The organism is Pseudomonas sp. MAFF 730105, from assembly GCF_055380705.1.
Genome location: NZ_AP018438.1, coordinates 6,555,425 through 6,568,283 on the forward strand (window position 1 = coordinate 6,555,425; position 12,859 = coordinate 6,568,283).

Consider the following 12,859-nt stretch of genomic DNA (forward strand, 5'->3'; position numbering starts at 1 on the left):
CTGGCTGCTTTCCGATAGAACTTGTCCACCTTTCCTACAGCCCAAAGCGAACAGGCCCTCTTGCGCTTCTGAAGCTGAACCTAAGCTGTCACGCAAAAGCCCGAAACACTCTGCCGCTAGCCAGCAACAGTTCACCTGTGCAACATGGCGCGCGTGCTATTCACAAATGGGAATGCCTTTATATGAAACGTTTTCTGAGCATCGCCATGGCGTTGTGCATCGGCCTGACGATGGCCATCGACGCCAATGCCGCCAAGCGCTTTGGCGGTGGTAAAAGTGCGGGCGCGGCCCCGACTCACCAGACCAGCCAGATGGCGCCGTCCTCCGCAGCCGGTCCAACTGCCGCCACCGCAGGCGCGGCCGGTGCCGCGGGCGCAGCCACCAAGGCCGGCGGTGCTTCGCGCTGGCTCGGCCCCCTGGCCGGTATCGCCGCCGGTGGCCTGCTGGCCTCCATGTTCATGGGTGGCGGTTTCCAGGGCATGCAGATCTTCGACATCCTGATCCTGGCGGTCATCGCCTTCCTGGTGTTCCGCTTCATTGCCGCCCGTCGTCGCAAGCAGCAGGAGCAGTACGCTCCGGCCGGCCATGCGCCAATGCAGCGTGAAACGTTCAACCAGCAGCCTGCCGGTGGCTCGATTTTCGGTGGTTCTGCACCCGTGGCCGCCCGCCCGGTCATCAACGCTCCTGCCTGGTTCAACGAACGGAACTTCGTCGAGGCCGCGCGCACCCACTTCCACTCCCTGCAGCAGCATTGGGACGCGAACGAAATGGACAAGATCGCCGAGTTCGTGACCCCGCAACTGCTGGAGTTCCTCAAGCGCGAACGTGCCGACCTGGGTGATGGCTACCAGTCCACCTACATCGACAATCTTCAGGTGCAACTGGACGGTGTCGATGATCGCGCCGACAAGACCATCGCTACCCTGACCTTCAGCGGTGTGTCGAAGGACTCTCGCTTCGATCAGGGCGAAGCGTTCAGCGAAAGCTGGAACATGGAGCGTGCCCAAGGCGAGAACCAGCCTTGGCTGGTGGCAGGTATTCGCCAGAACGGTTGAACCTTTGCGCGTTTCGCCTGTTGAAATAAGAGAACCCCGGCTCAAGCCGGGGTTTTCTATTTCGCGGTTGCATCTATGGCGCGCTACTGTATAAACCGCCTCATGTAAAACCGCGCCATCGAGAAAGAGGACACCCGGACGTGGAAGAAATCATCGAACAATTGCGTGAAGCCAACGAACCGGTACCGGTTCCACTGGAGTTGCCCGACGAAGACTTGCTGGTAGAGATCGAAGAGCAGTTGTTCATCGATATCCCGTTCGTCTTCAGGGAGTTTTTGCTGACCGTCAGCGATGTCATCTATGGCAGCCTGGAACCGGTCACCGTTACCGATCCCAACTCCCATACCTACCTGCCGGAAGTGGCCGCCACCGCCTGGGATGCGGGTGTCGACCGCAGCCTGATTCCGATCTGCCAGGACGGCGACGATTATTATTGCGTCGAAGAAGACGGTACCGTGGTGCTCTGGCAAGCCGAAGAAGAACTGATTGCCGAAGAAACCTGGGAGTCCGTTTGGCACTGGGCGCGGGACGTCTGGCTGGAAAGCTGATCAGCATCAGGGATCAATGCCCGGACGACTCCTTGTGGTTGTCCAGGGTTTCCATCAAGGCCACCTGCATTCTTGTATGCAGGCGGACAAACCAGCGCCAGAGCAATGCCGCCACGGCAGTCGCTACCACGGCAATCAACACCAGCAGCTTGTTGGTCGGCAGGATACTGGCCGACAAGGCTGCCAATAGCAGGAAAATCACCAGCAACGAGAGGATGGGGATCACTTCGGCGATCACCCGTCGCACCCGCTGGGTGTGACGACCGGCCATCTCGGCCTTCACGCCCATCTCCGCCAGCAGCATCGACAGCGCCTTGAGCTTGCGATAGGCCGCGATCAGGAAGGGCAGCGACAACAGCAGCGCCCCGCCCCAGATCAGCGCTTTCTGCCAGCTCGGGTCGCTGATCCAATCTTGCAGATAGACCGACATCCGCTCGGCGAAATACCCGCCCGACACAAAAATCGCGATGACTAGTGCCAGGTTGATGCCCACCTGCAGCAGGATTCGCCTGATCATCGAAGCAATCAACGCGCCTTCGCCGCGAGGCTGGATGCTGCGCAACCATTCACCGTACATGCCCAGCACCCGGGTCAGCCGTCGCGGCATCACGGTCGCCAATTTAAGAGACAACGGATCGGCGGCACGGATCAGGTACGGCGTCAGCAACGTGGTCAGCACCGAGACGGCGACCGCTACCGGGTAGAGAAAGTCGCTGGTGACCTGCAGCGTCATCCCCAATGAGGCGATGATGAAAGAGAACTCGCCAATCTGCGAAAGCCCCATCCCGACCCGCAGAGAAGTACGTCCATCGTTGCCGGCGATAAAGGCGCCGAGACCGCAGGACAACATTTTGCCCAGCACCACGGCCGCCGTGATCACGGCAATCGGCCAGGCGTATTGCAGCAATATGGCCGGATCGAGCATCAGGCCTATGGCCACGAAAAAAATCGCACTGAACAGATCACGCACCGGCTCCACCAGGCGCTCGATCTTCAGCAACTGCCGGGACTCGGCCATGATCGCCCCGATCAGGAACGCCCCGAGCACCATGCTGTATTCCAGTTTCACCACCAGCAGGCAGAAGCCGAAACACAGGCCCAGTACGGTGATCAGCAGCATCTCGTTACTGTCGAACTTCGCCACGTAGGCCAACAGCCTCGGCACCAGCAGGATGCCGACGACCAGCGCGACGATCATGAACAAAGACAGTTTGCCGACGGTGGAGAATACTTCGCCGGAACTCACCGTCCCGCTGACAGCGATGCTTGATAACAAGGCGATGATGCCGATGCCCAGGATGTCTTCAACGATCAGCACACCGAAAATCAGCTGCGCGAAGCGTTCGTTCTTCATCTTCAGGTCGTTGAGCGCCTTGACGATGATCGTGGTCGATGAAATGGCCAGGATCGCGCCCAGGAACAGCGAGTCCATGGTATTCCAGTCGAACCAGCGACCGATCTCATAGCCGATCCAGATCATCAGCACGATTTCGAGGAACGCCGCGATGAAGGCCGTGGCGCCGACCTTGAACAGCTTGCGCAGGCTGAACTCCAGGCCCAGACAGAACATGAGGAAGATCACACCCAGCTCGGCGAGGGTCTTGATGGTGTCTTCGTCATGGATGAAACCGAACGGCGGCGTATGGGGGCCGATGAGGAAACCGGCAACGATGTAGCCCAATACCACCGGTTGCTTGAAACGATGGAAGAGCACGGTTACCAATCCGGCTGCCATCATGATGATTGCCAGGTCTTGAATGAAATTGATGGCATGCATCGGTCGGGCTCCCTGATCAAATGACTCATCGCCAAGCTGGATAAGTCCGCTTCCTTTGTAGGAAATGCCCATGCAATGGGCTTTTGCAGGTTAACACCGCGACTTCCGACAAAAAGACGGTGCAATATATGGAAACAGATCCATCGGCGCGTGACGGCAGGCACAGGCGCAGCGTCCCGATATCGATGGTTTTGATAAACCTGATGGCCTATGGGCCAGCGACCAGCGCCCGCAGAGGTGCACTCCCTGAATTGCTGCCTTGAACCGTGAGTACGTTATGGAACCCGGAAACGCCCAACTGTCGATGACGGTGTTGATGACCCCCGATATGGCCAACTTCTCTGGCAATGTCCATGGCGGCACCTTGCTCAAATACCTCGACGAAGTCGCCTATGCCTGTGCCAGCCGTTATGCGGGACGCTACGTAGTGACCTTGTCAGTGGACCAGGTGATCTTTCGCGAACCGATTCATGTCGGCGAACTGGTGACCTTCCTGGCGTCGGTGAACTACACCGGCAACACGTCGATGGAAGTGGGCATCAAGGTCGTGACCGAAAACATTCGCGAACGCTCGGTGCGCCACACCAACAGTTGCTTCTTCACCATGGTGGCGGTGGATGACCAGCGTAAACCCGCGGCAGTCCCGCCCTTGCAACCGCAGAACAGCGAAGCAAAACGCCGCTACGAGCAAGCGCAGCAGCGCCGGCAGATCCGTCAGGAACTGGAAAAGCGTTATCAGGAGATCAAGGCGGACGGGCCTTAACCATTCAGCCTGTGGGACCGAGTCGCGCCCTTCGCGAGCAGGCTCGCTCCCACAGTATCTGAACCTACTCGGTCAACGGTGGGAGCGAGCCTGCTCGCAAAGGGGCCGGTGAGGATCAAAGACTGATCGGCACCGCCTCGAACCGTACCCGCGGATGTGCGATCCGGTCCTGGGCACGAACCAGCTCCAACTCATAGCTGGCGCACGCCTGGGTTTCCAATAGCACCTCATGCACCGCAGCCGCGGTGAATTCGAAGGCCGCCACCAGGTTGTCTCCCAACAGGACCCGCGCCAGGAACAGCCCCGACGTCAGGTCACCCACGCCCACGGGCTGGCGAGGGAAAGCCAGTAGAGGACGGCTCAGGTGCCAACTGCCATCGGCAGTCACCAGCAGCATTTCGAAGCGATCTTCGGGCTTGCCGGGGTAGGCCAGGTGTTTGACCAGGACAGCCTTCGGTCCGCGTGCCATGAGCGCACGAGCCATGGCGAGGCAGTCGAACAGCGACTGCGCCTTGCGCCCCGAGAAACTGTCCAGCTCCAGTTGATTCGGGCACATGAGGTCAGCCACGGCTGCCGCTTCATCCAACAGGAACTCACTGACCTCGGGCGCCACGATACAGCCCTTCTCCGGGTGCCCCATGACCGGATCGCACAGATACAACGCCTTGGGGTTAGAAGCCTTGATCCGAGCCACACCCGTCAGAATCGCCCGCCCCTGAGCGGCACTGCCCAGATAACCGGACAGCACCCCGTCGCAATTGCCCAGCTCGCCAATCGCGGCGATGCCTTCGACCAATGCCGGTATCTGCTGCGGCGCAAGCACCTCGCCGGCCCATTGGCCGTACTGGGTGTGATTGGAAAATTGCACGGTATTGAGCGGCCAGACATTCACGCCGACACGCTGCATGGGAAATACCGCAGCGCTGTTGCCTGCGTGGCCGAATACCACGTGGGACTGGATGGCAAGCAGATGGGGCGTCCGTTTCATGGGGAGAGGTTTCCGTAAAACGATTGAAATTCAAGCCGCGCAGTATGCGACTAAACGCAGCCTGTACGACAGACCGGCGACACAGTTAAGCTGATAGCAACTTGTGGGAGCACTTCGTTCATGCTGACTCTTGGAAACATTTTCGTGCTGATGCTGCTGGCCACCGGCGGCGCCTGGTTGTGGCACAACCATGGCTTGCGCGAACGGGCCCTGGCGAGGGTCGTGCAGCATTGCGCCAACCTCAAGATCGAGCTGTTGGACGGCAACGTAGCGCTGAAGAAAATCGGTTTCGTGAAGGATGGCAGTGGGCGGCGCAGGCTGGCCCGTGTCTACAATTTCGAGTTCACCGTCACGGGGGAGTCCCGTCATGCGGGCACCATTACCCAGTTCGGTGCCCACAGCGCGCAAATCGAACTCGCGCCGTATCCGATGCCCTTCGAAGAAGCACCCGAAGCGCCGATTGAACCGATCCAGACCAGGCCTCGGGCCGAGGTTATCGAGTTGAGCCAATGGCGCCAGGAACACAACAAGTGGAAGCCTTGAAACGGGTCTGACTCAGAATCGCCGACAGTTCGCCAGGCCGGCTTGCAACGCGTCAACGTCTTGCGGCTGACCGAAAATCAGTTCTAGCCGCGAATCCTGGCGCCACTCGCTGGTTTGCCAGGTCAGCGCTCCCTTATCCAGTGCATTGGCCGACACCCAGCCATCGACGCTGTGGATAACCAGCTTCGCCCGTGTCCAGTTTCCGCCTTGCAGCCATTCCGTCAGGGCCGTCGGATCGAAGCGCTGGCTCGGGTGCCAACGCCAGCCGATGCTCCAGCCCTCTTTCTGCTGTTGATGCAGGCAAATCGGCAACGTCGGATCACTCCAGATGGTCGGCATCTGGCCCACATCCCTCGGCAGATTCAAGTTATCCACAGCCCCACTTCCCTGCACACCAAACCCCGGCAGCCTGTCGAGGGGCAATGCAGCCTGTTGCGTCCAGTGCTGCGTAAGAGGCGGTAGCTGGGCGGCGATTCGAGCGCGGTCGGTTTCACTGAGGCCTTCGGACTTGTTCATCACCAGCAGTCCGGCATCGGCCAGCGCTTGCTGCTGCGCCTCGGGCAAAGGTCTGCCCTGGGCCAGCGCCTGGGCATCCAGGACCATTACGCAGGGCTGGACCGCCAGAACGCCAAGCCACGGCGCCAGCTGGAGTTGCCGCAGCAGTTGCGCAGGATGGCCCAGGCCGGACGGCTCGATAAACAGCCGGTCCGGTCGTGCCTTGCGCAGTAGACGGCCGAGGCCGATCTGGAACGGCGCGCCATTGACGCAGCACAGGCAGCCCCCGGCCACCTCGCCCAGTGCGATACCATCGGCCTCCTGAGTCAGCAAGGCGGCATCCAGGCCGATCTGGCCAAACTCATTGATCAGCACTGCCCAGCGCTCATCGGCCGGACGCTGGGCCAGCAGTTGCCTGATCAGGCTGGTCTTGCCGGCGCCCAAGGAACCGGCAATGACATGGGTGGGGATGTTCTGCAACATAATCGGCGACTTTTGATGGAGGTGAACGATGCGGATAATCGGTTGGTGCTTGTTGGCGCTGATATCGAACCAGGCACTGGCCCAGGCCTGTGTGGTTCACAGTCAAGCGGAGCGGCTCGATGTAAAAGTCTGCCAGCAGAACCGCAACATCCCGCCCAAACTGTTCGCTGACGGCTTCTGCCAACCGAACCTTGCCGGACAGAAAGTCGAGGTGCAATACGTCGATCAGTGCCCTGGAGGGGCCTTTGGCATCTGCAGCAACGCCCAAGTCGCCAATATGCCTTACCGCCAGGATATTCACTATTACGGCGTCACCACCGACGCCGCTTATCTCAAGCCGTTTTGTGAAGGGAAAAGCCAGGGTATCTGGCTCAAGCCTTAGGCCAGCCAATCCAGCGTGAGGATCAAGCGGCGTTCTCCCGGGGCCGGCTCCGGCGAGCGATGAATCAGGCCGAAGCCTTCATTGCCCAGCCACTTTTCACCTTTTAGCAACGCCACTTCGCCACTGCACAGCTGCTGGATCACCTGCCGATCACGGGGCTCGGCGTCAGGTTGAGCCAGCCGTCGACGTTCCATGACGCCCTCCTCAAGCCATTCGCTGCCAGCACCGGCATACGTTGTGATCAGCCGCACCGGCACATGATCGACGTGAAAGCGTGGGCACATGGCCTTGTCCAGCGTCCGCAGGCGCAGGCCGATCCGCTTGGCGCCCAGCAGGCAGGCAAACGCGCTGACCAGCCAGGCGACATCGGCAACGAAGCCTTCGTAGCCGTGCAGGTCGCTGAAACCGGCGGCAAGCCCCTTCAGTTCAGGTTGCGAGTCCTCCTCCGGGATCTCGAGTACCAGCGACTCGGCCAGCGCTTGATCCATCGAAAGCACCAACGCCGCAAAGTCACTGATGTGCGCCGGAAGCTGACGCTGCCAGACCGCCAGGTTGGTGCCGTCTTCCAGAATCTGCGCCAGGGTCCGCGGGGTATCGCCCAGAACCTGCCGAACCTGGCGCTCCTGTTTCAGAGTGGGCGCCAGCATCAGGCCGCGACCTCGTCATGCCAGGAGCCGAACGGGTCTGGCAGCAAGCGCCAACTCTCCATACCCTGGGCCATTTCCGCATCTGTGAGCAGGCATCCGTCCAGCTCTTCAGCGAGCAGGTCGAAGTCAATGTTCTGGCCGATGAAGACCAGTTCCTGGCGGCAATCCCCAGTGCCGGGCAACCAGTTTTTCATGATGGCCGCGGTGCTTTCCGCATCCTGGGGCCATTGATCCTTGGGCACGAACCGCCACCAGCGCCCGGCAAACCCATGTCGCATCAATCCGCCTGCCTGAGACCAACTGCCCGCGTCTTCAGGTTTGCTGGCCAGCCAGAAGAAGCCTTTGGAGCGTAGCAGCTTGCCGTTGATCCAGGGTCGTTCTATCAGGTCGAAGAAGCGCTGGGGATGGAAAGGCCCGCGCGCCCGGTAGACTGTCGAAGCGATGCCGTATTCCTCGGTTTCAGGCGAGTGCTCGCCACGCAACTCCTGCAGCCAGCCGGGCGCTTGAGCCGCACGCTCGAAGTCAAAACGACCGGTGTCGAGGATTTCTCCCAGGGGCACCTGCCCCATGACCATGGGCATAATCTTCGCGTGAGCGTTGAGACGCTTGAGGATAGCCATCAGTTCTTCCCGCTCGTGGCGGCTAATCAGGTCGATCTTGCTGATCAGAATCACGTCGGCGAACTCGATCTGTTCAATCAGCAGATCAGTGATCGAACGCTCATCTTCCTCGCCCAGTGTTTCGCCTCGCGATGCAAGGTTCTCGGCGGCTTGGTAATCCGGCAGGAAGTTCAGGCCGTCGACTACCGTCACCATGGTGTCGAGCCGTGCCACATCCGCCAGGCTTCGACCTTCTTCATCACGGAACGTGAAGGTTTCAGCCACCGGCAAAGGCTCGGAAATACCGGTGGATTCGATCAGCAGATAATCGAAGCGCCCTTCCCTGGCCAGTTGCCCGACTTCTTCCAGCAGGTCCTCACGCAAGGTGCAGCAGATGCAACCGTTGCTCATCTCCACCAGCTTTTCCTCGGCGCGGTTCAGGCTGACATCACGCTGAACTTCGCTGCCATCGATATTGATCTCGCTCATATCGTTGACGATGACCGCAACACGCAGGTTGTCACGATTTCGTAGAACGTAGTTGAGCAGCGTGCTCTTACCGGCACCAAGAAACCCGGAGAGCACAGTTACGGGAAGACGATTGGGCATCAGGTATATCCTCATCGGACGGCCGTGTTGGAAGTGTGTGTTGTGGCGCGTTTTGTCAGGTTGTCGCTTCGGTCAGGGCGACTTATTTTATGTTATAGTATAACGATAAATACTCGCTAGCCCGAAATTCCAACTCTTCGAGAATTACTGATGCGCATTCTTTTGAAATTCGTACTGGCGGGCCTGATGCTGTCAGGCGCTCTGGAGGCGTCTGCCCGAACCTCGTTACTGGCAAACTGCACACGCAGCGCGAACTTGCTGGCTTGTTCCGATGAGCAAGGCAATGCCTATAGCGTCATGACGGCAGGGAACACGGTTTATTTGCGCGGTTTTGAGGTGAAGGGCAGCCGACATTGGGCGCAAACGACCAGCCGTTACGGTCAATTGACGTTCTTCACGGGCTTGGCCTCCGACGGTGAAGCTTGGGTTGGTTACAGTCGACGCGTGGGCTGGACCACCCTGAATCGCTTTTCCAGTTCAGGCGGTGCAGCCGGTAAATTCATCTGCGGACGCATAAACGGCTGCGAGGATTCACGCTGATGTTTCACGTGGAACGATCATAAGAACCGCATGAAACTCTGTTCATGAAAAAGATCTGGTTGAATTTATTGTTACACTATAACATAAGCTTTGACCCCATGACGGATCTTGATCATGAATGCGTTTGCACTTCCGGACATCGCTGCCCAAGCTTCGCGCCAAGCCTTGCCTCTCGATTGGGTGGGCATGTGTGGCGTCGCCTTGCCTGTGTTGATCGAGGGACAACAACTGAGTGCTATAGCCGACCTTGGCGTCAGCCTCGACGATGTGGACGCTCGCGGTATCCATATGTCCCGTCTGTACCTGGCATTGGAGATGCTCGAAAACTCGACGCTTTCTCCCCCGCTGTTGCAACGTGTCTTACTGCATTTCCTGGACAGTCATGAAGGCCTTTCACAAGCCGCCTCCCTGACCCTTCACACCGAATTGCTGCTAAAACGCCCTGCCCTGGTCAGTCCGTTATCAGGCTGGAAGCGCTACCCGGTGAGTATCGAAGCGCACCTGAAACATGATGTGTTCCACGTGGAACTGAGCATTCAAATACCCTACTCATCCACCTGTCCATGCTCGGCGGCACTTGCCAGGCAGCTGATCCAACAGCAGTTCGTGGATGATTTCGCGAATAAATCTTTGGAGCATGCTGAGGTTCTGGCCTGGCTGGGTTCCTCACAAGGGATCGTTGCTACGCCACACAGCCAACGCAGCATCGCCTCCCTGAACATTCGCTTGAGCACGGGTAGCAGCCACTTGCCGCTGCTACGGATCATCAATCAGGCCGAAGCCGCCTTGGGCACCGCGGTACAAACCGCAGTCAAACGCGCCGACGAACAAGCATTCGCCCTCGCCAATGGTCAGAACCTGATGTTCTGCGAGGATGCCGCTCGACGATTGAGTCAGGCCTTGAGGCAGTCACCCGACGTCATGGCACTCAATGTGCGCGTCGTTCACGCGGAAAGCCTGCATGCCCATGACGCCGTGGCGCAAAGCCGCTGGACACGGGAGGCAGCATGATCAGTTGCCAAGCCTTGCGTTGGGGCCCACCGGGGCGTCCGCTCACACCCGAGCTGTATGTTGAGCGCCCCGCAGGCAGCCTGACGGCGATCATCGGTGCCAACGGTTCGGGCAAAAGCAGCCTGCTGAAAGTCCTCGCGGGGTTGCAAAAGCCCCTCTCCGGAAAACTCACCCTGACGGTTCCACGTCGGGGAGGCGTCTCGTTCCTGCCGCAGCAGCAACACCTGGATCGACAATTTCCCATCAGCCTGCAAGAGCTGATAGCCGCAGGAGCTTGGGGTAGTCGACACACACCGGCCCAGCGAAGCCAGCGACTCGGAACGGCGCTGGAGAACTGGGCGTTGACCGGCCTGGAGAATCGCCCACTCATGGCGTTGTCTGGAGGCGAGTTACAACGCGCTTTACTCGCTCGCTTGAGTCTGGCTGAAGCGCCGTTGCTCTTACTTGATGAACCCCATGCGGCGCTCGATGAAGAGGGTCAGGCGTTGTTGTGGAAACACATTCACACCTGGCATGCCGAGGGCCGCACCTTGGTGGTTGTGTGTCATGACCTTGCCGCTGTACGCCAGCATATTCCCCACACTTTGTTGGTCAGCGCCACAGGCTGCACGTTGGGTCGCAGCGTCGAAGTGATTACCCAACAACCTCATATAAAGGTGGCTTGATGCTCGCGGCCACCCATCTCTGGCAGCCCTTCCAGGAATTCGTTTTCATGCGCCGAGCGTTGCTTGGCGGCCTGGTACTGGCCTGCAGCACAGCGCCGTTGGGGGTGTTTCTGATCCTGCGACGCATGAGCCTGATCGGCGACGCCGTGGCCCACGGCATCCTGCCCGGCGCCGCGCTGGGCTTCTGGTTCGCGGGACTGAGCCTGCCCGCCTTGACCTTGGGCGGCCTCGGCGCGGGCCTGGGCATGGCCGGGCTTGCGGCGTGGGTCACCCGTCGAACGGGTCTGCGGGAAGATGCGAGTCTCGCGGCAATCTATCCCATCTCACTGGCGGCTGGCGTGCTGATCCTCGGCGTGGCCGGTAAACGCCTGGACCTGCTGCACCTGTTATTCGGATCAGCCTTGGCGGTGGACGGCCCGACTCTGACCGGCATGCTTTGGGTGTCGGCGGCGAGCCTGATTGCCATGGCGCTGATCTACCGCCCTTTATTACTCGACACGCTGGATCCGCTGTTCCTACAAACCGTCAGCCGTCTAGGCCCGTTGGCCCATGGTGTATTCCTGACCTTGGTGGTGCTGAACCTGGTGATCGGCTTTCAGGCCATTGGCGCCCTCATGGTGGTCGGCTTGATGATGTTGCCGGCCGCCGCCTCGCGGTTCTGGAGTCGTCGCTTACCGCCCCTGATGGCCATCGCTGCGCTGCTCGGTTGCCTCTCGGTCTGGTTTGGCCTGTTGTTGTCCTTCTATTTCTCGCTGCCCAGCGGTCCGGCCATCGTGCTGGTTGCGGGGATGTTTTATCTACTGTCCGTGATAGTCGGTCCGGTACACGGTCTGCTGCGCCGCCCGCCCCTGCTCACATCCCCATGAGGTGTTTCCCGATGCGCGTTCTGCTCGTGCTGTTCAGTCTGATGCTGTCGATGTCCTTGTCCGCTGCCGAGAAACTTCAGGTGGTCACCAGCTTCAGCATTCTCGCCGACATGACCCGACAGGTCGGTGGCGAGCATATCCAGATCACCAACATGGTCGGACCAGACGCCGATGCGCACACGTACGAACCGACGCCGGACGATGCCAAGGCGCTGCTCGGTGCAAAATTGATCATCAAGAATGGACTGGGCTTCGAGCCGTGGCTGGATCGCCTGGTCACCAGCACCGAAACCGGCGCGCCGGTTATCAGTGCCAGCCGAGGCGTGATTCCGCGCTCATTGGATGAAGACGGTGAGACCGTTCCGGACCCACACGCCTGGCACAACCTGGCGAATGCCGAGCTGTATGTGCGCAATATCACCAAGGCACTGGAAGTCGCCGACCCAGCCAACAAAGCCGACTATGAGCGCAACAGCCAGGCGTACCTGAAGAAGATTTATGCGCTGCTTGCCGATGCCAAAGCCAAGCTCGGTTCCCTGCCGCCTGGCAACAGGAAGATCGTGACGTCTCACGACGCATTCGGTTATCTGGGTCAGGCCTATGGCATCGACTTCATGGCACCCCAGGGACTGTCCACCGAACGCGAGCCGTCAGCCGCCGAAGTCGCAGCGCTGATCACCCAGATTCGTCAGGCACACGTCAAAGCGGTGTTCATGGAAAACATCAAGGACACCCGCCTGCTGAAGCAGATCGCTGATGAAAGCGGCGCGCACATTGGCGGTACGCTGTACTCCGACGCCCTCGCCGCCAGCGGACCGGCCAGTACCTTCACCGGCCTGTTCGAATACAACCTCAACACGCTGTACGACGCGCTGTCCAAGCCGTAAC

General features: G+C 59.7%; 15 protein-coding genes. 10 read left to right on the forward strand and 5 right to left on the reverse strand.

The window, feature by feature from the left end; translation table 11 throughout:
• Nucleotides 1-182: 182 nt before the first annotated feature.
• Both PCOSP_RS28945 and PCOSP_RS28950 read left to right on the forward strand, forming a co-directional pair.
• Nucleotides 183-1,055 carry a Tim44 domain-containing protein gene (locus PCOSP_RS28945; protein WP_175362289.1) on the forward strand — a complete coding sequence of 291 codons (873 nt, stop codon included), beginning with the start codon at nucleotides 183-185 and terminating at the stop codon, nucleotides 1,053-1,055.
• Between the two features lie 140 nt (nucleotides 1,056-1,195).
• Complete coding sequence (locus tag PCOSP_RS28950) at nucleotides 1,196-1,603, forward strand: SMI1/KNR4 family protein (protein ID WP_041023443.1); 408 nt, start codon at nucleotides 1,196-1,198, stop codon at nucleotides 1,601-1,603.
• A 13-nt stretch (nucleotides 1,604-1,616) separates the two neighbouring features.
• On the opposite strand, the gene PCOSP_RS28955 is transcribed toward PCOSP_RS28950, so the two are convergent.
• Nucleotides 1,617-3,380, reverse strand: a complete 1,764-nt coding sequence (locus PCOSP_RS28955) for a cation:proton antiporter (RefSeq protein WP_139641323.1) — start codon at nucleotides 3,378-3,380, stop codon at nucleotides 1,617-1,619.
• Nucleotides 3,381-3,657: 277 nt separating this feature from the next.
• Here PCOSP_RS28955 and PCOSP_RS28960 point away from each other — a divergent pair, with 277 nt between their 5' ends.
• Nucleotides 3,658-4,143, forward strand: coding sequence for an acyl-CoA thioesterase (locus tag PCOSP_RS28960; RefSeq protein WP_003187124.1), 486 nt, complete (start codon nucleotides 3,658-3,660; stop codon nucleotides 4,141-4,143).
• Between the two features lie 115 nt (nucleotides 4,144-4,258).
• Here PCOSP_RS28960 and pdxY read toward each other — a convergent pair whose 3' ends face one another.
• A complete protein-coding gene (pdxY, locus tag PCOSP_RS28965) occupies nucleotides 4,259-5,131 on the reverse strand; it encodes a pyridoxal kinase PdxY (protein ID WP_139641325.1) in 873 nt (290 codons plus the stop codon).
• A gap of 120 nt (nucleotides 5,132-5,251) precedes the next feature.
• Between pdxY and PCOSP_RS28970 the strand changes: the two genes are divergently transcribed.
• The gene (locus tag PCOSP_RS28970) at nucleotides 5,252-5,674 is read left to right on the forward strand and encodes a DUF3301 domain-containing protein (protein WP_139641327.1); all 423 of its coding nucleotides are present in this window, start codon (nucleotides 5,252-5,254) and stop codon (nucleotides 5,672-5,674) included.
• A gap of 12 nt (nucleotides 5,675-5,686) precedes the next feature.
• Here the strand turns inward: PCOSP_RS28970 and PCOSP_RS28975 are convergent, their stop codons facing one another.
• Nucleotides 5,687-6,652: a CobW family GTP-binding protein gene (locus tag PCOSP_RS28975; protein WP_464710004.1), complete on the reverse strand. Its 966-nt coding sequence runs from the start codon at nucleotides 6,650-6,652 to the stop codon at nucleotides 5,687-5,689.
• Between the two features lie 28 nt (nucleotides 6,653-6,680).
• Here PCOSP_RS28975 and PCOSP_RS28980 point away from each other — a divergent pair, with 28 nt between their 5' ends.
• On the forward strand, nucleotides 6,681-7,034 hold the full coding sequence (locus PCOSP_RS28980) for an NADH:ubiquinone oxidoreductase (RefSeq protein WP_464710005.1): 354 nt from the start codon (nucleotides 6,681-6,683) through the stop codon (nucleotides 7,032-7,034).
• On the opposite strand, the gene PCOSP_RS28985 is transcribed toward PCOSP_RS28980, so the two are convergent.
• Both PCOSP_RS28985 and zigA read right to left on the reverse strand, forming a co-directional pair.
• The gene (locus PCOSP_RS28985; protein ID WP_464710006.1) at nucleotides 7,031-7,681 is read right to left on the reverse strand and encodes a DUF1826 domain-containing protein; all 651 of its coding nucleotides are present in this window, start codon (nucleotides 7,679-7,681) and stop codon (nucleotides 7,031-7,033) included. The genes PCOSP_RS28980 and PCOSP_RS28985 overlap by 4 nt on opposite strands.
• Nucleotides 7,681-8,889, reverse strand: a complete 1,209-nt coding sequence (zigA, locus tag PCOSP_RS28990; protein WP_175362286.1) for a zinc metallochaperone GTPase ZigA — start codon at nucleotides 8,887-8,889, stop codon at nucleotides 7,681-7,683. Before zigA ends, PCOSP_RS28985 begins: the two co-directional genes overlap by 1 nt.
• A 186-nt stretch (nucleotides 8,890-9,075) precedes the next feature.
• Here zigA and PCOSP_RS28995 point away from each other — a divergent pair, with 186 nt between their 5' ends.
• From PCOSP_RS28995 to PCOSP_RS29015, 5 genes are all read left to right on the forward strand, one after another.
• On the forward strand, nucleotides 9,076-9,429 hold the full coding sequence (locus PCOSP_RS28995) for a glutamine synthetase (RefSeq protein ID WP_373682428.1): 354 nt from the start codon (nucleotides 9,076-9,078) through the stop codon (nucleotides 9,427-9,429).
• Nucleotides 9,430-9,543: 114 nt separating this feature from the next.
• Nucleotides 9,544-10,440 (forward strand): GTP cyclohydrolase FolE2, encoded by an 897-nt coding sequence (gene folE2, locus PCOSP_RS29000; RefSeq protein WP_464710007.1) that lies wholly within the window; start codon nucleotides 9,544-9,546, stop codon nucleotides 10,438-10,440.
• Nucleotides 10,437-11,105 carry a metal ABC transporter ATP-binding protein gene (locus PCOSP_RS29005; protein WP_139641341.1) on the forward strand — a complete coding sequence of 223 codons (669 nt, stop codon included), beginning with the start codon at nucleotides 10,437-10,439 and terminating at the stop codon, nucleotides 11,103-11,105. The genes folE2 and PCOSP_RS29005 overlap by 4 nt, the downstream gene beginning before the upstream one ends.
• Nucleotides 11,105-11,971, forward strand: coding sequence for a metal ABC transporter permease (locus tag PCOSP_RS29010; protein WP_139641342.1), 867 nt, complete (start codon nucleotides 11,105-11,107; stop codon nucleotides 11,969-11,971). Before PCOSP_RS29005 ends, PCOSP_RS29010 begins: the two co-directional genes overlap by 1 nt.
• An 11-nt stretch (nucleotides 11,972-11,982) precedes the next feature.
• Nucleotides 11,983-12,858 carry a metal ABC transporter substrate-binding protein gene (locus PCOSP_RS29015; RefSeq protein WP_175362284.1) on the forward strand — a complete coding sequence of 292 codons (876 nt, stop codon included), beginning with the start codon at nucleotides 11,983-11,985 and terminating at the stop codon, nucleotides 12,856-12,858.
• Nucleotide 12,859 lies beyond the last annotated feature (1 nt).

What these genes read in the sequence shown, in the direction of transcription:
- PCOSP_RS28980 (WP_464710005.1), top strand. Translation starts at nt 6,681, where the DNA reads ATGCGGATAATCGGTTGGTGCTTGTTGGCGCTGATATCGAACCAGGCA.
- PCOSP_RS29010 (WP_139641342.1), top strand. Translation starts at nt 11,105, where the DNA reads ATGCTCGCGGCCACCCATCTCTGGCAGCCCTTCCAGGAATTCGTTTTC.
- PCOSP_RS29005 (WP_139641341.1), top strand. Translation starts at nt 10,437, where the DNA reads ATGATCAGTTGCCAAGCCTTGCGTTGGGGCCCACCGGGGCGTCCGCTC.
- PCOSP_RS28995 (WP_373682428.1), top strand. Translation starts at nt 9,076, where the DNA reads ATGCTGTCAGGCGCTCTGGAGGCGTCTGCCCGAACCTCGTTACTGGCA.
- PCOSP_RS28945 (WP_175362289.1), top strand. Translation starts at nt 183, where the DNA reads ATGAAACGTTTTCTGAGCATCGCCATGGCGTTGTGCATCGGCCTGACG.
- PCOSP_RS28970 (WP_139641327.1), top strand. Translation starts at nt 5,252, where the DNA reads ATGCTGACTCTTGGAAACATTTTCGTGCTGATGCTGCTGGCCACCGGC.
- PCOSP_RS28960 (WP_003187124.1), top strand. Translation starts at nt 3,658, where the DNA reads ATGGAACCCGGAAACGCCCAACTGTCGATGACGGTGTTGATGACCCCC.
- PCOSP_RS28985 (WP_464710006.1), bottom strand. Translation starts at nt 7,681, where the DNA reads ATGCTGGCGCCCACTCTGAAACAGGAGCGCCAGGTTCGGCAGGTTCTG.
- PCOSP_RS29015 (WP_175362284.1), top strand. Translation starts at nt 11,983, where the DNA reads ATGCGCGTTCTGCTCGTGCTGTTCAGTCTGATGCTGTCGATGTCCTTG.
- zigA (WP_175362286.1), bottom strand. Translation starts at nt 8,889, where the DNA reads ATGCCCAATCGTCTTCCCGTAACTGTGCTCTCCGGGTTTCTTGGTGCC.
- pdxY (WP_139641325.1), bottom strand. Translation starts at nt 5,131, where the DNA reads ATGAAACGGACGCCCCATCTGCTTGCCATCCAGTCCCACGTGGTATTC.
- PCOSP_RS28975 (WP_464710004.1), bottom strand. Translation starts at nt 6,652, where the DNA reads ATGTTGCAGAACATCCCCACCCATGTCATTGCCGGTTCCTTGGGCGCC.
- PCOSP_RS28955 (WP_139641323.1), bottom strand. Translation starts at nt 3,380, where the DNA reads ATGCATGCCATCAATTTCATTCAAGACCTGGCAATCATCATGATGGCA.
- folE2 (WP_464710007.1), top strand. Translation starts at nt 9,544, where the DNA reads ATGAATGCGTTTGCACTTCCGGACATCGCTGCCCAAGCTTCGCGCCAA.